This is a genomic window from Oscillospiraceae bacterium (assembly GCA_031265355.1).
Taxonomy (GTDB): Bacteria; Bacillota; Clostridia; order Oscillospirales; family UBA929; genus JAIRTA01.
Window position 1 is genome coordinate 23,132 of record JAISCT010000035.1, and the last position, 26,790, is coordinate 49,921.

At 54.8% G+C, this 26,790-nt stretch carries 7 protein-coding genes; all 7 read left to right on the forward strand.

All coding sequences use genetic code 11. The features are described 5' to 3' along the window. The first annotated feature begins 81 nt into the window (after positions 1 to 81). Positions 82 to 4,719 carry a glycoside hydrolase family 92 protein gene (locus LBK75_05015; GenBank protein MDR1157653.1) on the forward strand — a complete coding sequence of 1,546 codons (4,638 nt, stop codon included), beginning with the start codon at positions 82 to 84 and terminating at the stop codon, positions 4,717 to 4,719. Positions 4,720 to 4,751: 32 nt separating this feature from the next. Beyond that, a complete protein-coding gene (locus tag LBK75_05020; GenBank protein MDR1157654.1) occupies positions 4,752 to 12,542 on the forward strand; it encodes a GH92 family glycosyl hydrolase in 7,791 nt (2,596 codons plus the stop codon). Between the two features lie 77 nt (positions 12,543 to 12,619). Beyond that, a complete protein-coding gene (locus LBK75_05025; GenBank protein ID MDR1157655.1) occupies positions 12,620 to 12,862 on the forward strand; it encodes a hypothetical protein in 243 nt (80 codons plus the stop codon). Further along, a complete protein-coding gene (locus tag LBK75_05030) occupies positions 12,859 to 17,466 on the forward strand; it encodes a discoidin domain-containing protein (GenBank protein MDR1157656.1) in 4,608 nt (1,535 codons plus the stop codon). The genes LBK75_05025 and LBK75_05030 overlap by 4 nt, the downstream gene beginning before the upstream one ends. Positions 17,467 to 17,778: 312 nt before the next feature. Beyond that, positions 17,779 to 23,100 carry a discoidin domain-containing protein gene (locus tag LBK75_05035; protein ID MDR1157657.1) on the forward strand — a complete coding sequence of 1,774 codons (5,322 nt, stop codon included), beginning with the start codon at positions 17,779 to 17,781 and terminating at the stop codon, positions 23,098 to 23,100. Positions 23,101 to 23,186: 86 nt separating this feature from the next. Continuing rightward, positions 23,187 to 25,046: a hypothetical protein gene (locus tag LBK75_05040; GenBank protein ID MDR1157658.1), complete on the forward strand. Its 1,860-nt coding sequence runs from the start codon at positions 23,187 to 23,189 to the stop codon at positions 25,044 to 25,046. Positions 25,047 to 25,113: 67 nt separating this feature from the next. Then, entirely contained in the window at positions 25,114 to 26,790 is a 1,677-nt protein-coding gene (locus LBK75_05045; protein MDR1157659.1) for a hypothetical protein, read from the forward strand.

Below are 26,790 nucleotides of genomic sequence, written 5' to 3' on the forward strand. Positions count from 1 at the left end.
GATTAATACAAAATCGAATGCGCGGCTTGCAATTTCGGCATACAATAACAAATAATGAACAAGATCTAGGAGGCGGGAATTATGAAGAGGAACAAATCCAAGAAAATCATCTCAGTCGTCGTCGCTTTGGCGATGCTCGCGTCAATGTTTACACTTGGCGCTGCCGCGGTGTTCGCTGCCGACTCGGTTGACGAGTTTGCCTGGAACTTCTCGGAATTCACGGTGGGGTATCCGTTTGGCGAAAATATCGCAGCCGAAACGCAAAACACCGTTGGCAAAGGTCAGATATTCTTTGCCAATATTGGGCACAAAGCTTTCACGACAGTTCACTCGGCAGGCGCTTTCGGCACCAACAGCGAAAGTGCCGGCAACATAGTTGCAGACGACCTGAGCACCAAATGGTGTCAGGGTGTTACGGCAAGCAGCGCCTGGTTCATTCTTGACGCCGGCGGATCGGTGAAGGCGCCGTATTACGCCATCCGTGGCGCGAATGACGACATGTCTTATGCATCAACCAGGGTCCTACACACCTGGACAGTCCAGGGCGGCGACAGTGCATCCGGCCCTTGGACGACCATAAGTTCGCCCGGAGCACAGGGCGCCGGCTGGACTTCAAACTATCAGATCAGGATGTTTGACTTCGACAGTGACGCCATTCCGGCAGAAGGTTTCAGGTACTACCGGCTTCAAATAAGCCGTTATGGAAACACTGTCGGCGGCACAGCTCTCGGTACTTCAAGCAACACCATGCAGTTTTCATACTTCGGTCTTGTCACCGGCTACGACATCGTGGGCTCTGACGAGGAAACCAACTATTTATTGCCGCAGGTCGCTTCCGGCGTCAGTTCGTCGTGGGCGGGAAATCGAGCCACGATGAACGGGCCAAACGTTGTTACTGTGAACGGCAAAGTCGCAGACTCCGACAGCGCCGCGATCGCGGCCAAGAGCTACACCACCATCAAAAGCGGCCTGAACGTCACAGTCTATCCTGACACCAAATTTGGTTACATGTTCGCGCCTGAGGGCGTAACCGCAACCATTGCAAGCAATACATACGATTACAAATACCACGGCGCCCACATGTCCGTTGATCTTAAGTTCTCCGACGGCACCCGTCTGAAAGACATACCCGATGCCATAGATCAATACGGCATCGGAATGAACCCGACCGCGCAGGGCGAAGGCAAGGTGCTTAAGACCTACCAATGGAACTATGTGGAAAGTGAACTCGGCAAGTTCGCCGCGGGCAAGGTGATAACGGATATCATTCTCGGCTTTGAAATGCCTGACGCAACCCCGGGCCACAAAGCCGCCGGCTCATTTGACGACATCAAGATTTTCAGAGACGGCAGAGATTACATGCAAATCGAACCGGCGGATTTTGTTGACATCAGACAAGGCGCCAACGCCAGCGGCAACGCGACAGGCGCCCTTATTCCGGCGGTCGCAAGGCCAAACCCGTTCCAGTATTGGGTTCCGACGACAACCGCCCGCAATGATGCCAACAAATACGCGTGGACCAACACCAGTATGCATGGCATCACTACGAGCAAACTGGCCAGCAGACACATGGGCGAGAGACTGACGTTCCTGTTTATGGCCAACTCCACAACAACCGAGTATACAAACACCAACGTCAATAGCGCTGTTAACAACAGCAACGCGAACTTCACGCATGACAACGAGTTCGCCATTTACAACTACCACTACGGCGTCAAGTTCAATGACGACGACGCAAAAGCGCCCGGCGTTACACTGGAAGTCACGCCGACCACATACGGCGCCGTATTCAGGTTTACATTCCCGGCCGACTCTGCTGCCAGAAACGTGCTTCTAGCGGCGCCGCATAGCACCTCCAACAACTACTCCCGTATAACGAACACTACGGGCAATGTGTTCGATGGCTGGTGTCAAAACGGCGCCAACACCAACAGTTCCACGACCGGCAATGGGTCTTTAAGACGCAATTATCTTTACGGTGAGTTTAGCGCGCAGCCCACGTTCTATAGTCCCGCTGCCACCTCAATCAATACGCTCGCCAGCTTCCCAGATCTTGCCAATGGACCGGATGGCTCGACAGTTGTTGAGATGAGGGTTGCCACATCATTCCTGAGTGAGGGACAGGCCAAAAAGAATTTCGGCATGGATATGATTGGCATTGATAAGGATGACGATGTCTCCACTTGGACAGTGGCCGACGGCAAGTGGTTTGAAGCAGTAAAAACGGAAGCAAAGACGGAATGGAACAGGCTCCTCGGATCAGTTAAGATTGAGGACCCGACCGCGAATTACTGGCAGCTCAGCAACTTCTATTCCAAGCTGGCGCGCGCCAATCTGTACCCGACTCTCCTGGCGGAATACACCGGCGAAGGATTGCAGGGCGGTTGGCAGTACGCCAGCCCCTACAGAGGGACTAACGCAACCCCTATCGCCATGGACGGTTATATGATCTATAACGAAGGATGGTGGGATACATTCAAGAGCAAATGGCCGTTGCTCGGTTTCCTGAGGCCCACGGCCACTGCGGATCTCACAGACGGTATCATCCAGCACTATATCGACCAAGATGGCCGCGGCACTTCAAACGGTACGCCTCAGGCGGCAGTATCCAACGGACATGCCGTGCCACGCTGGATCAACCCCGGCGGAAACAACATGATGACCGGAACCAGTTCTGATGCAGTTATCTCCGATATGTTTACAACATACGATATCAACTTCGATAAAGTCATGGAAGGATACTTCTCATGGCTCAAGAGTTCCGCGGTTGTCACGCCAAACGCGGCGTACGGCGGACGCACCGGCTTGCACGAGGGAATTTTCAAAGGGTATCATCCCTGGGGTGTCTCGGCGCCTGCCGGCGGTGGCGGACAGCTTGACACCACATGGTCTTTGGAAGGCTATATCAATGACGCCGCCCAAGTCCATATGCTCAGGAAAATGGCGGCAGAAGTGGATGTAGAAGCCGTCATAGAAGGCTTTAGCGGCGCGTACTGGAAAGACAGATGGCTGGAAGAAGTCGTGTACTACGAAAACCGCGCTAAAAACTATGTCAACCATTTTGACCCGTCGCAGCCGGCCGACTACAACGGTTACGAATTTACGCCCGGTTGGTTCTTGAACAGAAACAGAGACGGAAGCTTCAGAAAGCAAAATCCGCTCAACTGGGGCGGCGGTTACACCGAAGACAACGCATGGCCATACAGAGTATTGGTACCACAAGATGGGCGCGGCCTTGCGAACCTTCTGGGCGGCGCCATGAATCTGCCAGGTCCCAAAGCCCTGCGCATTGCGTTGGACGAAGGGTTTAACGCGGAAGGGATTTCCATGGATTACGTAAGCGGCGGTACGAGCAGCGGAACCGGCGGATACGGCGGATGGATCCATGAAGCCTATGAAAAACGCGAAGTAAAATTGGGCCAGTTCGGCATGTCCAACCAGACCGCATATCATATGCCCTGGATGTATCTGCACAGCGATCAACCGTGGAAGACGCAGTATACGACAAGGACCGCCCTTGCGCGCGCCTACAGCGGCGAGGCAATCGGCTACGGCTACATGGGCGAAGAGGACAATGGAGCATTCGCTTCGTGGTATGTCTGGGCGTCTCTTGGACTGTACCCGCTCGACTTAGGCAGCGGCCAGCTTGTGATCAGTTCGCCGACGTTCCAAAAGATTACCATCACCAATGACAGCGGCAAAAAGATCACCATCAATGCCCCCAATAACAGCTTCGAGAATCTTTACATCCAAAGCATGAAGGTCAACGGCGAGGATTACCGCAAGTTATACCTTGAGGAAGACCTGCTGAAGCAGGATCTGGTTATTGACTATGTCATGGGCCCGACGCCGAATGAGACTTGGTTTCATGAGGCGCCTCCGTCGCTGACAGAAGGCGATGGCGCACCCGACATTCTGACGGACCTGACGTATGAAGGCATCCCGTTACAAAACACGGCGATTCCTGCAAATCAAAGCGGCGCCGTTGTCTCTGTGACCAACATTGCTTTGACGGGCAATGACAGCGCCTATTATCTGTTTGACGACATGTCGTCCAGCACGGGCAACAATTCAGGGCAGCAAATGACAAAAACCACCTACGATGCCAAATTCACAGCGAGAAGCGCAAGCGTCACATATTATGATCCGGCGGCACCCAAAGTTGAGATGTATACGTTGACTTCATCGAATACAGCCAACGCGGATCCGAAGGATTGGATTTTGTCGGCCTCTAACGATGGCATCGAATGGATCGAACTGGATAAGAGAGACGATGAAATCTTCAATTGGAGAAGGTATACACGGCCGTTCGTGATTGACGAGGCGAAACAAGGAAACTACAAGTATTACAAGCTGGATATCATAGACGCTTCGGGTGCCGAAAATCTTATGCTGGCCGAGCTCGAATTCCTGGCCGACCAGTATACGCACGCGGCCCCTGCCGAGGTAAAAATCTATGGAGGCTACCAGTCGGCGGCAGCCGAGTTCAGCTTTAACAACACCGGCGACAGCTACCCGGCTTGGGCTGTCACTGCTGTTTACGATGAAAACAGCATTCTTGCAGAAGCGAAAGCCAATCCTGTTACCGCTGCAGCCGGAGAGTATACCACCCTGCGGTTCCAAATTGGAGAACTGCCGGACGGTTATACGGCGAAGGCGTTTTTGTGGGATGCAGAAAATGCGCCGTTGTGTGAAGCCGCATCCTATGTCTCAAGATAATGTCCCAATATTTTGATTTGGAGATGGGTTAAATGAATAGGAAAAAATCCGCCAAAAAGCTCTGGTCCTTATCGCTTGTTATCGCGGTGGTGCTTGGCTTACTGTCGCCTCTTCCCGTGCTGGCGGATGATCCGCCAGCCGGTCAGGATGGTTTTTATTCGTCGTTCGAGACGACCGATCCCGCGATCAGTCCTGTTGTGGTTTCATCGTCAGGCGTCGGGCATTCTATAACAACAACCGCTACGGTCACGTCGGTGTCTGGGGAGTACACAAATTATGTGGGCATCCCCGCGATTACACCGTCCAATTATGTCAGCAGCTCAGCCAGTGAATTCGTTGACAAGCTCATCGACCGAAACACATCCACAAAGTTGTGTCTTACGGGTGTTACGGGCGATGTAGGCAACAACGCAAGAGTGGTGTGTCCGGTTTCGCTTACGTTTCAGTACGATTCACCGATCACGCCAAAAGCTTATTACATATCGGGCGGCGACGACGACATGAGCCAGAGTGGTCGCGTCCTCAACACGTGGGTTGTCGAGGGCTCCAACGACAATACAAATTGGGTTGAGCTCGACTCGCGCGGACCAATAGCCTGGACGTCGAATTTGCAGGTACAGAACTTCACGGTAAGGAGCAATTTAGGTTCTTACAGCTATATACGTCTGCGTGTTCTTAAAAGAGGCACCGGAAATGGCGTGACTACCGGTGGAATCATTCAGTTTTCCGGCTTTGGTATGTATTCTGACGTTGTCACGCAAGGCGTTGACGGCACCACCAATTATGATGGTTTTCAGGTGTCAGTAGGGGAAGGCCCCGCACAGCTCTGGGGCAACACAAGTTCCAGGGCGAACCTCGGCTGGACAGACTCCAAAGCGCTTAAGGTCAGCGGCAAAAAACAGGCTGTGAGCGCCGATGCTTACCAGACTATCTACGACAACGTCGACGTAACAATTGCCTCCAATACCAAGCTGTCTTACATGGTGCTGCCGTACATCGACGCGGACGTTCAGGCGAATGAATACGATGACGAGTACACCAGCAACTACGCCGCAATCGATCTCAAGTTTGACGACGGAACATATCTGCGCGATTATGGCGCTCTTGACCAGTATGGTTTCAAAGTCTCGCCGCTTGATCAGGGCAACGCCAAAATCATTGAGCAGAATAACTGGCTAAAAATAACCAGTGAGATCGGTGCTGTTCCCGCTCTCCAAGGCAAGACGATAAAGTCAATCCTTGTGGGATATGAGAAGCCCGATGGCACGCCGGGTAAAGACATAACCATATATTTCGACGATATTAACATTTACCGTAAGGACAACCCCGTTATCACCAACCTCGCCGATTACGTCGATATCCTTCGCGGCACACAAAACGGCGCGTACGGCGAAGACCACAATAAATATGCGCATGGTCTCAACAACCCAATCGTAGCCACGCCGCATCCGTTCAACTTCTGGTCCCCCACGACGACGATGTCCGCGCAGACACTTTACCAGTACACCGGTTCTGAGGCGAACTTTAAACAGATTGAGTTGAACCACGTGGCGAGTAACTGGATCGGCGAGTCTGGTACGTTCGATTTCTCCGCCGACTCGACAACGGTGTGGTCGAATGAGACCAATCTCTATAACACACTGAATGCCAGGGGATCCAACTTTAAGCACGAAAATGAGATCGCCCATGCGCATTATTACGGCGTAACGTTTAATGAGGACGACGCCAAAGCTCCGGGTGTCAAGATCGAGATAACACCGACAGAGCACGCAGCGATTTTACGCTTCACGTTCCCGGAAGGCGCGACGCGGCGCAATGTGATTGTTGACTGCACAAAATCCAGAAGCGCTACAACTTCAGGCATAACTTATAACAGTGAAGACGGCACATTCGCGGCCTTCTCAACAAAGGCCGCGAACGGCCAAAAACGCATGTATGTTTACGGTCAATTCAGTGTAAAGCCTACGGCATTCCGCCAGGCCGCTTCAAACCGTACGCCCATGAGCATGTTCGAGTTCCCGGCGGCCGAAAGCGGCCCAACTGTTGTCGAGCTTACAGTGGCGTCGTCGTTTATGAGCGCGGATCAGGCTGTCAAGAACCTTGGCCTTGAGATTTCTCCGGATGATAACTTTGATTCGATCAAGGCGCAGGCGCTCGCCACTTGGAACGAAAAGCTTTCCGTCGTTACAGTTGACGATCCGAACGCTACTTACGATCAACTTTTGTCGCTGTATTCAAACCTCTACCGCGCATTTATCTATCCCATTCTCGATTCCGAGAATGTTGGCACAAAGGCAGAACCGCACTGGCAGTATGCCTCACCGTATTCTGGAAACACAACCACACTGACGCTGAAAGACGGCAGACTGTTCTATAACAACGGCTTCTGGGACACGTACCGCACGGCGTGGCCGCTTTATGCGCTGCTTACGCCCAATAAGGACACGGATCTCTTAAACGGCCTTGTCCAGCACTATCTTGATAACGGCTGGGTGCCTCGCTGGATCGCCCCTTCTGGCACAAACAGTATGGTAGGCACAAACTCCGACTCTATTTTTGGCGACGCAATCAGCCAGGGGATACAGTTCAACTACGACGACGCTTATGCTTCAGCGCTGAAGAACGCCACCGTCTATTCTCCTAACAACGGCGGCAACTTCTACTCCGGCCGTGCTGGAATGGCATCGTGGCCTTTCCTCGGGTATTCTCCGACGACCAGTCTTACAGACGAAAACCTTTCGTGGTCGCTTGAATCCTGTCCTGCCGATTTTGGCATCGCGATGATGGCCAAGATCCTGCGTGATAAGGAAATTCCCGGCACGGAAGCTTACCGCAAGCTTAACGACGAGTATTTGTACTTTATAAACCGCGCGCAGAACTTTGTGCATTTGTTCAACCCGGCTCTCGGCGGATGGTTCCGCGGGAAAACGGCTGCCGGCACATGGTTGTGGTCTGACGATCAATTCGACCCGGTTGCGTTCGGGTACGGTTACTGCGAGGATAACGCCTGGAACTATACCTTCCACGCGCCGCAGGACGGACGCGGTCTGGCCAACCTTTATGGCGGCCAGGATAAACTTGGCGACAAACTCGACGCTTTATTTTCGGCTTCACCGGCTGTTGACTTTGGCAACTGGTCCGGTTGGCACAAGGAGAAGGTTGAAAGCCGTGGCAGCAAGCTCGGCCAAATGCACATGAGCAACGAACCTTCGTTCCATATTCCGTACATGTACCTCTTCTCCGATCGCCCTTGGAAGACGGCGGAAGTCGTCCGCGATATTCTTGATCGCCACTTTGCCGGTTCAGATATCGGTCAGGGCTATATTGGCGACGACGACAACGGCGCAATGAGCAGCTGGTATGCAATATCCGCTCTCGGCCTATACCCGCTCACAGGCGGCAACGGACAGTTTGTCATCGGAACCCCGCTGTTCCAGAAGGTTACGATCAAACGCGACAACGGCCAGCTCATCACGATAACCGCCCCGGGCGTCAGCAGGACGAATAAGTATGTGCAGAGTCTCAAAGTAAACGGTGCCGACCGCAACAAGACATTCATCGAACCGTCCGATATCCGCGACGGCGCGACAATCGAGTTCACCATGGGCTCGACCCCGTCCGCTACATGGGGGGTAGGCCTCGATGCGCAGCCGCCTTCGCTGACGAATGACAACAGCGCGCCGAATCCGCTCCGTGATTTGACCGCAGTCATGACGCCCTCAACGACGACCCTTCCTTCGGGATACAATGACGGCGCTTATGTCAACGGCACAACGCCTGCCGCTTTGTTCAATAACACATCGAATGATTATACGTCATGGGAAAGCGGCTCCAAGGTTGCGTACTATTATTTCTATAAGGGCGCTAGAGTCGATATGTATACCATTACAAACGCGACCGTGACGACCTCTCCCACAGAGTGGAAACTTTCCGGATCCATCGACGGCGATACCTGGACCCAACTCGACGTCAGGACGAACCAAACATTTGCCTGGGACAGATATACAAGGCCGTTTTCGATAGACAGCCCGGGGACCTATAAGTATTATAAGTTCGAGTTTACCAACGAGACCGAGGCAATCAGAGTGTCGGAGCTGGAGCTTATGGGCGGCGAATTCGCGCTGGTAAACAAAAACGCCCTGTATGAAACCATACAAAAAGGGCGCGCAATCGACCACAATCTTTACGCTGGAGAAACCTATCAGCCGCTTGTTGACGCGTTGACGTTTGCCGATGGCATTTATGCCGATCCGGACGCGACGAACAGTGAGATTACAGAAGCGATTGAAAGCATTGAGTCGGCCGTCAGCGGGCTTATCAGGCTCAAACCCGCGGGATCATATTTCGACGGCGTCGAATTCGACCTGTCTTCTTCCGGCGTAAAGAGAGAAAGTACGTCAAATGTCAGCGGGGTTCTGACAGGCGATGTGACCAACATTGGCGGACTGACGCCGGGTTCATACCTTGGGTATAAATATGTTGATTTTGGAGATGGGCAGTACTGGTGGACAAACGCCAAGATTGTCTATGCGGGCAAACAAGCCGACCTGAGAAATTCTCGGCTCATCGTTCACCTGGACGCGCTGGATGGACCTGTCATTGCTGACTTCGCCCTTGAGGCGACCGGCGGCGAGTGGGATGTGTACGCTTATGCCTCAGGTGCACTGAGCCAAAACGACATGACCGGGCTCCACACAGTTTACTACGAATTCCGCGGGTCCGGCACAAGTGTCGCCAATGTCAACTCTTTTGTGTTCGAGTACACTGCACTGCCGAACCTTGACAAGGTCATTAATGTGTTTTCGCCCGATTCACTGACCACAACGCTTAAATATATGAACGAATCCGGTGAATCCAAAAACTTAACGCTATATACGGCGGTATATGCAAAAACCGGGCGACTGGTATACATCGGAAAGTCTTCCCGCGATGTCGGCGTTTCCCAAATCGTTGATTTTGAGACAAAAATTGACGTACCGGGCATCGAAGCTGAAAGTCTGCAAAACGATTACTCCGTCGGCGTATTTCTATGGGACAGCGCGACGACTGTGCCGGTCAGAGAGAGGTACATGCAGGCAGTGTCTGCCATTGACCAGCAGCAGAAACTGGACGCAGCCAAAGAGGCGATAGAAGCAGGCGTTTACAAAATCCCGATGGACATAACCAGCCAGGATGGTAAAACGACTTGGATACAGCAACAGGTAAATTCACTTCTTCCCGCCGGGAACCCGACGACTGCGACCGTGATATATGACGGAGGTTATACCGTCAATTTGGTCAACGGTTCGGTCACGGGTAGCGTCGTGATTACGGCAATACAAACTGCGCTCGTGACTTTCCTGGCACCTGAAGCGGACGGGGGCTATTCGATTACGGCCGAAACAGATCCGTTCGGCACAACAGCGCTGCCGGAGGCTCCGGTAAGAACCGATTACAGATTCCTCGGGTGGTACGTTAAGCGGGAGGACGGCGATTGGAGATTTACGGCGGATACCGTTGTGACGAGCAACACGACGGTGAAAGCGAAATGGTGCAGCGCGCCCACGTCTACGCAGTACGCCTCGATCGTGTTCGACAGCCCGATGTATAACAATAATTTGACCATGGCGTCGTACAGCACAACCACAAACAGTGAGAACGGTTCGACGGCAGCCGCATACCGCGACGACATCGCCGGCATAATTGATCTCGGTGTGACACCCTATACAGTCGGCAGATATATGTATTTGCAGATGCCGACAAACTTCCCCGCCTTGCGAGAGGCGACGGATGTCGTTTTCGAGATCACGTATTATGACGTCGGAACGAATTCGCTTTCGTTTGAGACAGCCGATACAACAAAAACCGGTACCGAGCGCAATTATGGCAATCGACACAACATTCCGAGAAGCAATACGGGTGAGCTTGTCACGTACAAGCTTTATCTCAGCAATGTTGGGATGCAGCGCGGACAGAACGGCAGCAACGATTTGAGAATCAATGGCGGCTCCACTGCCCCGAATATGTATATTAAGAGCATTGTTATTTATCCGGGTACTCAGCCGCTGGTGGACAGCATCCCCGCTCCCAGTTTTGCTCCGCAGACCGAGGCAAACAACCTGATCGGGAAGACCCTAGCGGGCTATCAGCTGTGGTTTACGGCAAGTTCCAGCAACAGCGGTTGGGTGCATTGGAGCAAAAACGGACAGCGACCGACCAATTATTCAACGATCAAATTTGAGAACTACCCAGATGTAAGAGAATACTCCGCTGCCGCGCTCAACAATTCAGGACTTCCGAGTTTGGCAAACGGTGACCCATCGCAACTGTTTACGTCTAAGCGCAAAGACGTGGTCGATCTTCATTTCTCGTGGCTTCAGCAATACGGACTCGATGGCATGGCTGTTCAAAGGTTCACCAGTGAAGCCGTAACATCCGAAACGCCCACAAATAACCACGTGAACCTTGTTCAGGACGCGGCGGAACGCTTCGGTAAGATATTTTATGTCATGTACGACTTTACAGGCACGAACAACCAGAGCGCGACCATTGTGGACAGAATCAAGAGAGACTGGGTGCACAGCATCGAACAGAAGGGCATCGTAAGTTCGCCAAACTATGCCCACGCTGACGGCAAGCCTGTCGTTTGCCTATGGGGTCTGTCCGGTGTGGTCAGCCAGAGCGACGGTAACCAATATATACAGCGAGCCCCAGCGCTGGAGATCATCAATTGGTTCCATGACAGGGGTTACTACGTGATTGGCGGCACGCCCGACAACGATTGGACAGAGCGGACCGACAGTTACAAGGACGTATATCAGGAACTTGATATGATTTCGCCCTGGACGCCGGGACGTTATGGCCATACGCTGGACAATATTGAGCCATGGCTCGACACGCATGTACCGAGAGAGCTTGCTTACTGCCAGCAGTACGGAATCGAATATCAGCCCGTTATGTTTGCCGGTTTCAACTGGTCAAGTTTCATGAATGACCCGCCCAACCAAATACCGAGAGCCGCGGGTGAGATGTTGTGGACACAGGCGAAATATCTTAAGAACAAAGGCATAAAAACAGCGTATTACGCCATGTTCGACGAATATGACGAGGGCACGGCGATCATGAAGACCGCCGAGGATTCCTATACGCTGCCTGTGGGCACGACGCCATACTTCCAGACATTGGCAGCCGACGGAAGATGGCTGTCGTCAGACTTCTACCTGCGTTTGTCTGGTGCCATCATCGATCTGTTTAAGAGCGGTGAAACATCGATTTCCATGAGTGCTCCTGTGCCTGTGCCGTATTCGTTGGGCCCCGTTTACTGGCGGAACAGTTTTGAGAGGCGTTATCAGCAGCCCAATACACGTTATGAGGGTGGATATAATAACGTTGACGTTTGTCTCTACAAACCTGAAGTGCTGCAGTCGAGCGGAGTTTCCGCCGCGACGAATGACATCGTTATGGAAAACGGGCATATCGGAGCATTCTCATTCGATTTCAGAGGCACGGGTTTATCGGAATCTTCTAAGTATCAATATAAGATCGCCGAAACGGCAATCGTGACTCCGATTGACCTTCAACTGTCATACTGGATACGCGCCCGAGATGATAGGGGCAAATCGGTCTATGTCGATCTGCGGTTCTCCGACGATACGCTGTTAAGCGAAAAAGCTGATTACACTCCGAAAAAAGCGGCTGATACCGACACGTGGGAACAGATCACGATTGATTTGGACTCTTCGTTTGCCGGCAAAATAATAACGGCTGTCGTTGTGTCTTATGAAGGCGCGGCCGGCGATTTTGCGGCCAACATTGACGACATTGTGCTTCAGGTCAAGTCATAAATCAAGAGCAATGGGAGCGAGCTGCTCACGAACAGCCAAAAAAGAAGCCCAGAAACAGCAAGTAAAAGCGCCGTTTTGTGAAAAAACGGCGCTTTTACTTATTTTTAACCAGCAGTCCACACGGGAAACCGCCGAACATGTCTGTTTTTGGCGCAGCGTCGCCCCTTTTGCACTTTTCTTTTTTGGATGCTCTTCTTTTCGGCAAGATTGATACAAAATTGAATGCATGGCTTGTAATTTCAGCATACAATAACAAATGGGGAGGTTTGAGAAAAGAAGTAATATTTGGCTCCGAGGAAGAGAAAGGAGAATTCTTGTGAAAAAGCGGAACTTTTTAAAGAAGATCTTGTCGGTAGCTCTGGTGGTATTTCTCACTTCATCGTCCTTTGCGACGGCTGAGACCATGGTTGAATTTTTACAGCGTTCGGAAGGTTCTGCTCTTAACGACGACGGTACTTTTACGGTTACAGCCAGTTATAGCAACAACACATCCAAGGCAATAGAGGGCGGCTTTTTCATCCTCGCCGCTTACAACGGCAGCGGGGTCTTGCGCTGCCTTGAGAAACAGGATTTAACAGCCGCCGTCGATGAAACCGTGGAAACCACGTTCGACCTGGCGGTTACACAATATCCGGTCGGCGAGTATTCCTATAAAATATTTTATTGGGACAGCGATTTAACGCCGCTGACAGAGCTCGAGACCGCGTTGGAAAATCTGGCGCTCAGGCGTGCGGGGTATCAGTCCGATGCGGTTGACGAGTTTAATACGGTCACCCTCGTTTCGGACGGCATTGTCAGCGATCCGAAAGTGAACAGTTTCTCTGACGGCTCCTGGACAGCCGTCACCCGGTATTATCGGGAATGGATCTATGTCGACCTGGGCGAACCGACGGCTCTGAGCAGTGTCGGCGTGGACTGGGGCGCCAGCTACGCTGTCAGATATCAGATTCAAACGTCGGACGACGCGGTGAACTGGACTTCGAGAGTGCATAAGGGCAGCAACGCTTATTCCGGCGGCGGTGGCGGTACCGCAAATGCGCTGGGCACGCCCACGGCCCCTTGGGCGGGCGAGCGCCAGACCGACGATATTGCGGATGATGTCACCGCGCGCTATGTTCGCATCCTTTGCGAGAGCTGCTCGGGCGGCGCGTCGGGCGAGACCTATGTGATCGACGGCATCCAGGTGAATGGCCATTCCGTTGACAAATACTACGCTCTGGACGGATTTGACAGCTATTGGAAAAGTGAGTCCGATGGCCAAGAGTGGGTTTATGTCGATCTGGGCGCGGACAGCACCCTCTTGGGCGCCAAAGTGGTCTGGGGCGGAAACTACGCCACGGATTATGAGATTCAGATTTCCGGCGACGCCGAAACCTGGACGACCGCGGCCACGGCAAGCGGAGCGGGCGACAGCGCGGTGTCTTCTTCTCTGCATGGTTCGGCGCGCTATGTGCGTCTGCTTTGCAATGCGTCTTCTGGCAGCGGCTACATTGTCAAAGAATTCGAAGTATACGGATGCAATGATCTGGATTACGAGCTGGAACCCATGCCGGCGCCGGACGCCGACGGTACACAGCAGCTGCGCGGCGGAAACTGGAAAGTAGAACGCGCATCCGAGGTCAGGGCCGACGGCTTTGCACTCTCGCAGACGGGCTTTGACGATGCCTCCTGGCTGCCCGCCACGGTGCCGTCAACTACACTGGCGTCCTATATCAACGCGGGCGCCGTTCCGGACCCGTACTACGACATGAACAACGAGACGATTTCCGACACCTTCTTCACCTCGGATTTCTGGTACAGAAATTCATTTGAGATTCCCGCGTCCCAGCAGGGCAAGGATGTTTGGCTCAACTTTGACGCCATCAACTACCGGGCCGATGTGTATTTCAACGGGTATTTACTGCCCAATGCCCTGAGCCACCGTACAAGATCCATTGAAGGCGGTTTTATCCGCGGTAAATTTGACGTGACCGACTACGTGAAGTTCGGCGGCAAGAATTATCTGGCGGTCTTCATTCAAATGAACGACACCCCGTGGTGCTATACGTATACCAGCCCGTATGTTTCGGCGCCCGGAAGCATCGGCGGGGCCACGACCGTCGGCGCATACATCACAAGGTATACCACCCAGCAAGGTCTGGCCTTCGGACCGTGGCCCAACGGCGGCAATCTTGGCATAGACAATCCAACCTTCCATGCCGCAGCCGGGTGGGACTGGATGCCCACCATACGCGGCCGTGACACCGGCATCTATCGTGACGTTTTCCTCTCCTATACCGGCGGTGCAGAGATGATTGACCCCTGGATGGTCACCGACCTCACCATTGATGAGTTGCCGGCGGAGATCAATGTTACCCCGCTTGACGTAACCGGCGCCGTGGTGACGCAGCCCGAGGGTCAGAACAGCACAAGTCTTGACCAAATTTTCGACAATGATATGAGCACGTATTGGCTTGGCGACAACAGTGTGGAAAATCCGGCGTTTACGGTTGCCCTGCCCGAAGAGATTACGACCAACGCGATGTTGATCGACTGGGGCGAGGTGGAACCGGCGGCGGCCTTTGAGACGCAGCACGCCGAAAAGTTTACGCTTGAGGTTTCGACGGATGGAGCCACATGGGAGAATTATGGCGCGTATCCGGCGGGCACTTTGAATTGGTTCGGATATCTGTTTCCCTATCCGGCGGACCCGGGTCCGTCCTCCTATGACGGCGCAATCAACAACAATCTGGTTCCTGGACCGAATGGCAATCTATATGGATTTTTGGCCTTCGACGTTCCGAAAACCTTTCAATACCTCCGGTTTACGACGTTGGAGAAATTGACCAGCGTGAACTCCGGCCAGGGAATTGTTGCGCCTAAGATCAGGCAGATTAATTTCTATGCGGAAACGAGAACCGAGATTGAAAGCGCGACGCTCCGCAATTATGTGTTGCATGACGAACAGGCCGACCTGATATTTAAGACCGAAGTGAAGAACAATACGAACGCCGCTGTGGACGCGACGGTCAGCGGCGTGATCACTCCGGGCAATCTGCTCTTTACGAAGACAGTATCTGTACCGGCCAACCAGACGGTACAGGTGGACGTCGAAGATATTATCATGCGTGATCCGGACCTGTGGTGGCCCAACACTTACGGCGACCAGCCGCTGTACACGGCGGACGTGCAGTTGAAGCTTGGCGAAACCGTATCGGATGTCAAGTCCTTCAAGTTCGGCGTGCGCGAGTTCAGCTATCCCATCGACGGCGGCCGGCTTGGCATTTATTGTAATGGCGCCTGGATCATCGCCAAGGGCGGCAACTGGGGTATGGACGACGCCCTGCAGATGGACACGCCGGAGAGGTATGACGACAAGGTCCGTCTGCATGCGGAAGAGAACATGACCATGATTCGCAACTGGGTGGGCCAGACCAACAACGACGCCTTCTACGACGCCTGTGACAAGTACGGCATCATGGTGTGGGACGACTTTTGGCTTGCCAATCCCTATGACGGCCCCGACCCCAAAGACCGCGATCTGTTCAGCGAGAACGCGGTGGATAGGGTAAAACGCACCCGCGCCCATCCTTCTCTGACAGTATACTGCGGACGCAATGAATCGAACCCGCCAAACGATCTGATTAACAGTCTGACCAATATCGTCGACACAAATGACGGCACCCGCTTCTATTTCAGCAACTCGGCCGGTTCTCCGGTGGGCAGCGGCGGCGGCTATTCGCTCGCCGATTACACCGCTGCCGGCAGTTCTCAGGGCCCGAAGAATTACTTCAACGATGTCTCGAGCAGTGTGCTCCGCAGCGAACGCGGCATTCCGAACGTGCCCTCCATCCAGAGCATTCAGAAGTTCGTCAAGGAGGAAAATCAGTGGCCGATCAGCGACGTGTGGGGGCATCATGACTGGACCTACTTTATGAACGGCCCGGCCAACACCTACATGAACGCGCTGAAGTCCTATATGCCTGCACTTACCTATACCTTCCCGGCGGCCAGCATTCCGGGCGTCAGCGGTCAAAATCCCGATCCTTTGCTTTCTGCCGTCCAGGATTACAAAAACACTTTCACCCCCATGCTCCAAGAGCTGGCCGATAAGTACACGCTGGAAGACTTCCACGACGCGGCGCAGATGATCAATCTGGAAAACCACAAGGCGCTGTTTCAGGCGCTGACGGTGACGCGCGCCAACGGCCTGCTGATGTGGATGAGCCAGTCCTCGTGGCCGAGCTTCATGTGGCAGACTTACGACTACTATCTGGATACCAACGGCGGCTATTTCGGCACCAAAGCCGGCAATCAGCCCACGCAGCCCGTCTGGGATCCGCGCAACGACAATATCACGCTGTGTAACTACACGCCCCAGCAGTACACAGACGTGACGACAGCGCTGACCATTTACGACTTAAACGGCAATGTCGTAACGGTCGAAACTTACGACACGCCCAGTCTGGCGCCGGGCGCCTATGGCGTGCGGCTCGACACCATCACCGCCAAGATGGCGGATTCCCCGACCGACATGGTCTTCATCAAGCTGGTTCTCAAGGACGGTGAAGGCAATGTGTTGGGCGAGAACATTTACTGGCACAACAAAACAACCTATCTGGCAAACCAGGCCCTGACCACGCTGGCCGATGTGGATCTCACCGCAACCGCTTCGCAACGGAGTGTGCTGGCAAACGGCAATGTTGCGTACACGCTCACCATCCAGAACGAAACCGCCGTCCCGGCTGTGCAGACCCGGATCCGCACCATCAGTGAAGTCACCGGCGAGGATGTCCTCCCCGCTTTCTACAGTGACAATTACTTCACGCTGATGCCCGGCGACACAAAGGTAATTACGGTGGAATTCAGTCCAAAATATCTTGAGGGCGGCGACAAGCGGTTTGAGCTCAGCGGCTGGAATACCGTTGTGAAAACAGTTGCATAAGTTTCACTCTTATTGATTTTGATAGCAAGTAAAAGCGCCGTTTTGTGAGAAAAACAGCGCTTTTGCTTGCTTCAAGAAAGTTAATACAAAATTGAATGCACGACTTGCAATTTCAACATACAATACAGATAACTGACCATTCTTTTCGAACGTTTCAAGCTTTTTGCTTATTGGGGGGTGAATGGATGTAAGAGCCTGCAGCAGCGTACATACTTACTAATGTCACGCGCCCGGCGGGAATGTGCACCCGTGCAGGCGCCGGCACAACAAGCCCAACTGAAAGAAAGAGAAACTGAAAGAAGGAGAAGGTGCATGAAGGTGAATCCTCGAATCTGCAAACGCATCGGCGCCCTTTTGGTGTGCGTCTCACTGTGCGTTTCCCTTGGTGTGACAGCCCAGGCCGTCACGCTTGACAAGAGCTTCCAATTCTATATGGTTCCAAACAGCCACCTTGACACGTCGTGGCAGTGGCCTTTCCAGTACACCGCAGAAAATCTCCTCCGCACGATGTACTACAACTTCACCCGTTCGCTGGACGGGAACGAGAATTATGTCTTCTCTACCTCGGCGTCCCAGCACTACAAATGGGCCAAGGATTACTACAACGAAAACTACTACAGCTCCGCAACATCCAGTAACGACGTGCATTACCAGCAGATCTGGAGTCGAATCCAAGAGCTCGTCGCCGACGGCCAATTGGACATTACCGGCGGCCAGACGGTCGAGCCAGACACGAACACGCCGTCCGGTGAGGCGCAGGTCCGTTCCGTGCTCATCGCCGATCATTTCTTTGAGAAAGAATTTGGCACGGATAAAATCCCCATCACGGGCTTCCTGCCGGACTGCTTCGGCTTCACCGGGCAGTATCCGCAGATCTTGCTGAAGTCAGGCATGAAGTACTTCGTCACCAGCAAATTGAACTGGAACGACACCAACAGAAACCGCGACTCCGACTTGTTCTACTGGCGCGCACTTGACGGAAAGTCCAAGGTCATATCCTATGTCCTCTCCAAGGACTACCCCTCGACCGACTGGAACGCCAGCTCGGTGCAAACCGCGTTTGATCGCAACTGGCAGAGCGGCAAGTCGACGAACGTCAAGCGCGCCATGGGCTTCTTCGGAAGCGGCGACTCCGGCGGCGGTCTTCCGTATACGGCCAACCCGTCCGGCGGCAACAGCTACGCCGCGCCCGCGACGCTCAACAACTCTTCCGCCGCGACCGTCACGATGGCGACCTGCACGCAGTTCTTCCAAGATGTGGAAGATGATATCGCCGCCGGCGCCAACGACGAAGCGCTCCGCTATGTTGACGGCGAGATGTACCTTGAGTACCACCGCGGCACCTACACATCGTGGTCGCGCATGAAGCGCTACAACCGCAAGACCGAGATCATGGCGGAAGTGGCGGAAAAGGCCGCGACGGCCGCGTACTACACAGGGTCCATTGCGGACAACGGCGCCGACGAGGTCATGTATGCCTGGGATAAAGTCACCATCAACCAGATGCACGACGTCCTGCCGGGTTCCGCCGCCCCTTACCAGTACTACGTCGCGTTTAACGACCATGAACTGGCGCAGAACCTCCTTACGAGCGTCCAGCGCAACGCTCTTATCGCGCTGGCATACCGTGCCGACACCCAGGTTTCCGGCAAGCCCATATTCGTCTATAACCCGCTTTCGTGGGAGCGCTCCGGCGAGGTTTCCGCCGTCCTTCACTATGACGGCGATCTTCCGACGGCGGGCATCGTTATCTATGACGGCGAAAAAGCCATATTCCCATCTGGCATCGTCCGTAGCGAGGAGCAGGGCACGCTGACCGTAACCTTCGCGGCAAGCGCCGTGCCGGCCATCGGCTATAAGGTGTTCAATGCGGTCGAAAGCGACGCGTTGGCGCCGGCCTCCGATCTGAAGGTGAGCGGCTGGGTATTCGAAAACGATGCCCTCAAGATGACCATCAACCCGGCAACCGGTTATATATCAAGCCTTATCAACAAAAAGAACGGCGTCGAGTCGTTCGCGCAGGGCGTCGGCACCGAAGGCGGCGAGCTGCACGTGTACAACGACACCGGCGGCAGTTCCTGGCCGGCTTGGGATCTGGTCGACTCGCAAGTCAACAAAGAGCCCGACACGATTCTGGACGAGGCGCCGATTTCGCTTGAAATTGTCGAGAACAACGCCGAAAAAGTCACCATCAAGGTGGTCAAAGGGTACGATCAGGCCATCGTCACGCAGTATTACACACTCCGTGCCGGCGAGGACAGCGTGGAAGTCAAATTGGCGGCCGATTGGTTCGAGTCGAACCGTTTGCTGAAAGTTTCCTTCCCGATCAACGCTTCCGCCGAAATGGCTACATACGAGACGGCCTACGGTTCGCTGCAGCGCCCGACGACCCGCGACACGTCGTTTAGCCGCGCCCGTTTCGAAGTGCCCGGCCACAAGTATCTCGACATCACCGACGAGAGCGGCGCGTATGGCGTTTCCATTATGAACGACGCCAAGTACGGCTTCGACTCTCTGAAGAAGACGGTAGGCGGCACGACGTTCGTGCGTTCGCGCATATCTGTCGTTCGCACGCCGCAGTCCGGTCCGCTTTCCGCGTCGGCATACGGCCCCAGCCCGGCGACCATCGACTCCGGCCCGATGGAGTTCGTCTATTCCATTTATCCCCACACCGGCAGCTGGGAAGACGCCAAGTCCGTCAACAAGGGCTTTGAACTCAACTACCCGCTGACGGCTATCGAGGCCCAAAAGAGCGAGGGCGTTCTCGGCTCGTCGAAGTCGTTCGCCTCGTCCGACAAATCCAACGCCATCATCACCGTCTTCAAGAACCAGAACGACAAGCCGGACGATCCCAACACGATCATCCTGCGCCTGTATGAGTCCAGCGGCCGCGACACCGGCGGCGTCACAGTGACGCTGCCCGGCAGCGTGCTGACCGCCAAAGAAGTCAACATGATAGAGCACGACTACGACCCGGCGTACACGGCGGCCTACGGCGTGGGCGGCAAAGCCATCGCCATCAACGGCGACAAGATTACATTTGACCTGGGCAAGTACGAGATCCTTACCGTCGAGCTTACATTGGCGCCGGCCGGTCTCGCGGCCATGCCGGAGATCAAACAGGAAACCGTCGCTCTCCCGTATGACCTGCAAGGTACGTCTCCGAACGCGAACCGCCGCGCGGGTTTCTTCCAGGGCAGCGGCACCACCGCAAGCCCCGGCCTCTCGATGCCGGACAACAACTGGGAGTCCGAGATCGACTACCAGGGCATCAAGTTTGACCTGGCGGAGGCCGACGAAAAGAACCTCGTTTCCGCGACAGGCCAGACCATCGACGCCGGCGTCACTGACTACAGCAAGCTGTTCCTGGTCGGCGCGGCAGCCGGCACGTCGGCTGTTTCCGGCGATTTCCGCGTGAATTACGCGTCAAAAGCCTATCTCCAAAACGGCAAAAGCATTCCTTTCGGCGAAGCTGTGGGCGAGACGGTTGACGTATGGTACGATTATCTCGCGGACACGGACGAAGAGAGCCTCGTGATTGTGGCCTCCTATGACGCCGAAGGCCGCCTGGCCGCCTTTGAAACGGCGGCGGCGGCGCCGTCCGGCGGCGAGCTGCGCGGCGCCGTACCGAACGTCGATATCCCAGACGAAACCGCCGCTGCGAATCTTTTCATCTGGGATTTCGCGACATATGTTCCCGTTGGCCTGGAAGAGATTTCTCAGACCGAGACGATCCGCTTCGACGGCTGGATCACCGATCTGTCCGGCTGGAACAAAGACGCCTGGATCGACACGAAGCCATACGTCTACGATACGATCGTGCACGTGAACGACCACTACCACAGCAGCACCGGCACGGGCAATTCGACCGAGGCCATGACGGTGGACAACTACCTGTTCGCCTACTCGGTAGGCCTTGTGCCTGACCGCATCGTTGAGAGCATCACCCTCCCGGATCAAAGCGGCATCAAGATCGCCGCGATGACGTTTGCGGGGAGCGACGTCGAAGATTTCGGCTGGGTCTATGAGCCGGGCAACGAGCCCGAACTCGTAGCTCCGCTCGCACCGCAGAATGTCAAAGCGACGCCGGTGCACAACGCGACGCAGCAGGGCGCCGACATCCTTGTCACTTGGGACGCCGATCCGGATGCTCTGAAGTATATGGTCTACGCCTCGACGGATCCGAACTTCACGCCGAGTTCCGCCACGCTGGTTTCGAACCAAGGCAGCAACCCGAGCTACATGTACCATTCATATGGCAAGCTTGAGACCGCCGGCCCCATAGTCTACTACTTTAAGGTAGTATGCATCGGCAGGAACACGATGACGTCCGAAGCGTCGGACGTCTCAGGCGGTGCCGAGATCACGTACATCAACTACACTTGGTCAGTGGGTACGTCCTCTGCCAGGGTGAACGCCGGTCAGCAGCAGTCAAACGAGCAAGCCTACAAGGCTATCGACCAGAACCTATGGACCGGCACGGGCGACAAGTGGTGCAGCACAGCGGTCAGCAGCGGCGGCTGGCTCAGGGTCGACCTCACCGGCACGGCCGGCAAGACGGTGTCGCTCAACCGCTTTATACTTGTAAACTGCAACATTCTTGAGGGCTACGGCAACACGCGGGATTATAGAATCTACTACAGCACGATGGACGACCCGGGTGCCGGCACGAAAAACCCCGGCGACAACTGGAATTTGGCCGTGCAGGTTACGGGCAACACCGATACGATCTGCACCCACGACCTGACCACACCGGTCGAGGCGCGGTGGGTTATGCTGGTCGTAGACGCCGGCGACGGCGGTGGCAACACAGTCCGCCAGTACGGATTCTTCGCCCTCGGAAGACCGGATTACACGGCTGTCTCGAACGCGCTGAACACCAGGATCACAGCCACCGCCACTGACGGCGGCGCGACGCTCGAAGCCGGCTATGAGTACTACAACGCCGACGGCAAGACCGAAGGCGCGACGCAGTTCAAATGGTTCAAGACGGTGAGCGGCGTGGAAACGGCCATATCCGGCGAGATCGGCAAGACGCTCAACCAAACGACGGCGGAACTGGCTGCGGTATCGTCATACAGAGTCCAAATCACCGTTTATGACGACGACGGAGCGCAGGGCGGAACGGCCAGCGCGTCCCTCGGCACCTATACCAACGTGCTGGTCGGCGCCGCGGTGCTGAACCAAACGACGCCCAACGGAAGTGCCGCCAGCCTTGTCGACGGCGACACCGGCAGCAAGTGGGACGCGCCGACCAACGCCACGTACGCTGGTTACCAAGGCCCGCTGCCGCATATCGCGACGCTTGACATGGGCGCTGCGAAGACTGTCCGCAACATCCAGGTGTGGAACGCCAATTCGGCCGCCACGCAGGATTACGACGCCAATCCCCTCATTCCGACGAGGGACTTCGACATCGAGTACGGCACAGATCTAGAAAACCTGACAAAGAAGGAAGTGCGCGGCAGCACGGACGCGATAGCAACTGTCGACCTTGGCGGCCCAACCCCCGTCCGCTACGTCAAGATAACGGTCATCACGCCGAACTCAGGCAGTGCCGAAAACGGCTTTGATGTCGACTATCAGTCCGTCAGGATCCTTGAGCTTCAAGCAAATCAGTTCTTCCTCGACTAAAAAGCAAGCGGTCAGCCGCCGGCGCGTTCGTCGCGCCGGCGGCTGATACTCCGTGTTTATTATTGAAAAGAAGGATTGCCATCATTATGCATGAACCAGACAAGATGAATCAAGGCGGCGGGGACGGTCTGTCAAAGAAACAGCTGACTCTGGCGATCGCATCCGGATGCGTTCTTGTTGCTGCGGTCGCCTTTGTTTTGCTCGCTTTGCTGGGCGGGGCAAAAATCGACCAAACGCGATACGGCCTTGCGTACATGATCAGCGCCGATCCCAAAAGCGGCGGGCTGGAAGTGGAGATGGACTTTGATATCCATCAATTGTCTAAAGACCGCATGATATATCTTTACGCGGGCTTGGGCGCGCAAATCTTCCGCGCATGCGTGGACGACGCCGGCGCGGACATAGACTATGAACTGTCGGACGACTTGATTGCCGTCGGCCCGCTGGGCAAGGATATCAAGAGCCTGAAGATTTCTTATTACACAGACGTAGGAGTGACCGAGACGGACAGCGCCTACGAGCATATCGATACATTCGGCTGCCTGTTTGACGATTTGTTGTCGTTTAGCGGCGAGTACTGCCTGCTGACGCCGTTCCTTGACCCGAACTCGTTCGATTCTGTCCGCCAATACATCAGCAGTGTTCTCATCGAGTTCGCCGTCCCGTCCGGTTGGCAGGCCATTATCCCATACCACGAACCCCTAGATCCGGACACTACGATCAAAACAAGCGACCCGACATGGGAATTCTTCAATACCATCAGCAAATCCGCCTTCAGCTTCGGCCATTTCGAAACGTTCGATTACGGCGGAACCATCACAGGAGCCGGCGTATACATCGACGGCGCCGTCAAAGAATCGGTCAACCAATACGCCATGGACGCGCTGTCCACTTTCATCAGCCATTTCACGAAGGTCTTCGGCGAGACGCTCGACGAGGCCCCCATCGTCCTGCTGCGCAGCCATCCTGCCAGCGGCGAGGCCATCACCGGCGGTGTAGGGGCGGGCGGCGCGGCTTTTTCAATCAATATCAGCGACCCCGACGACTTTAAAAGTCTGGCCAACGTCGTGTTTCACACCTTTTTTGACGCGAAAGTCAAACCGCGCAACCTCCGGTACACGACGTGTGACTGGATTTACCAGGGCCTTGCGAATTACTATGTGGACGAAACCGCCCCTCTTCTGCCTGATTATGTCCGCGAATCGTATGGCATCAATTTGGGCATGACCGATTCCGAGCGCTATCTCCGTTACCTTTATTTCTCGCTGAAGGAACCCGGTTTTTTGGCGCTGACGCCAAACGACGAATCACTGATGTACGACGCGCAGCGCGAATTCTACCATGGCGTCAAGGTTCCGCTGCTCATCGGCGCTATCAACTATTCGATCGAAGAGCGCACTGGCGAGACCGACGGCTTCGTCCGCGCGCTTATCAAGCGAGGCGCCGGAGAAAAGTCCATTGACATAAGAAAGATGATGAGCGAGATTTGCGGCGCCGACTTCGACGACATAGAAGGCTATCTATCCGGCCTTGCGCTCATCCCGAACTACGGCGGTTTCAGCGTCGATTATCTGCCGCCCGACGACATTTGCTACGCCCTCGACCAGGACGAACAGTATTACGCGTACCTGTTCGATGTCAAGAATCTGTTTTATCCGTATATGCCTGTCTTCCTTTTAGAGGAACAGCCTTTCATGGAGGAAGCGGTCAGACGGGGGCTTCGCTACAACACCGACGAAATTGAGGCTGCGGTGAAAGATTTTTCGCCGACGCTGAACCGCATACTGCTCCAGTACGCGCTGTGGGCGGACATCGCCGGCATCAAGGACGTCACAACCCCCAATATTATGAGAACCCTTTCGCAGCCGGACATCGTCGAGGCCTATACGGTGCTCTGCGAAGAAATCGGCTACGAGGTCGCCATCACGTCGTCGATGAAAGGATAACGGGGCCGACGGCCTCAAGTGACGCAAGTGATTGGTGATTACAGACAAGCGGCTAAGGAATGATGTCATGCAAACGCAGGAAACGCGCCCTAGGAACACCCTGACAAAGCTCACGATTGTTTTCATTGTACTCACCGTGATTTTTGCCGCCGCCGCTTGTTTTCTCACGCTCAACCTTCCGCCGCGCTTTGACTACGCCGTGTCTGTCGCCGATGCCGCCGCACAGACTTTGCGCGTCAAGATGACGGTTTCGGCGCCGCTTTTCTGCCAGGATACTCAAACCGCTGTGTATCTGGGCAGCAAAAACGTAAGCGCCTTGTCGGTCGCCGACGCGCGCGGCATGGAAAAAGAACTGCTCCTGTCCGAGGACGGCGTCGTCACTGTGCCGATTGCGCGCGGGAGCAAGACGACGATAACCTATGAAGCGCAGATCGGCGTGCCGGGAAAGCACGGAAACCGGGGTGCGTTCACGGGCAATTTCGCGGTATTCGATGGCGAGCAGATCCTGCTTCTTCCCGTTGCGTTCTATATGAATGACGACGACGACGTCAGCGCCGGTATCGGGCGCATAGGGCTTCGCTTTGATTTCCCTGCTGATTGGCAGGCGTTGGTCCCAGTGAAGTCTGTGAGCAGCCCGCGTTGGATCGACGTCTACAATCTATCCAAGAACGCCTTTGTCTTTGGCAGGTTTGACACGCTCTACAGCGGCGGCGGGCTGCATGTGTATTCGCTTGAGGGCGGAGAGTCCAATGCGGCGGGTTTTTCCGAGCTCTATTCATATTACAAGGACTTGTTTGGCGGTGCGCCGAAGGAGTTTAACGTGGTTCTCTTGCCGTCGGACAGCAGCCCGGACGGCAAAATCATGGGCGGCGCCGGCACGGGAACGGTCGCGGCGTCTTTCGACCGCGCGTCGCTGCGCGATTGGCAGCTTCTTGCTCACCGGATGTTCCACGCTTTCTATGACACGCTCGCGCCCTACGCCGCCGCCCATACGCCGCCCAACCTATGGCTGAACGAGGGCCTTGCGACGTACTATGAAAACATGGCGATGGACGCGCTGCCGCTCGATGTAAAAACCGCCGTCGGCGCGGACGCGGACAAGCAGTTTGCGGTTCTTTTCGACCAGTTTCTGTATGCGAAGATTCGCGATCCGTACACATACGGCATCGCGCCGATTGACGAGGGCGGGACCGACTCAGAAGCGGTTACCGAGTTTATCCACTACTACGAGGCGCCGCTCATCGTCAAAACCTTTGAGGATTTGTCGCGGAAGCTTGGAAACGCCCCCGACGCGCTGCTTCGCTACGTCTTGGACGAGGGCGCGTTCGCGACCATCGCGCCGTTCCAGGCGGCGTTCGACCTTTTGGGTTCAGAGGCCGACGCGTTCGCTGAAAGTTATATCTCCGGTGTCGAAATCCCCGAGCTTTGGTATCTGAATCCGTACCAGCCGTCGTCGTCCGAGGAGCTTTTGAAGGCGCTCAATGATGTCGAGCTGCATCTGGGCAGCTGGCAGCAGGTAAAAACCGCCGCTTACCCGATTTTCACGGTCACGCGGGAGGAACTTGATAAGGCCGTGGAACGGTTGGACACAGACATTGCCGCCTTCGTCGATCAGCCTGTGGCGATAAAACTGGCCGGCTATTCCCCCGAGCTATACGCGCTTTTGAATGATTATTATGCCAAAGCCGCGTCGCAAAACATTGAGTTTAGCGACGAGAATCTGCGATATAAATTGAAATGGTGA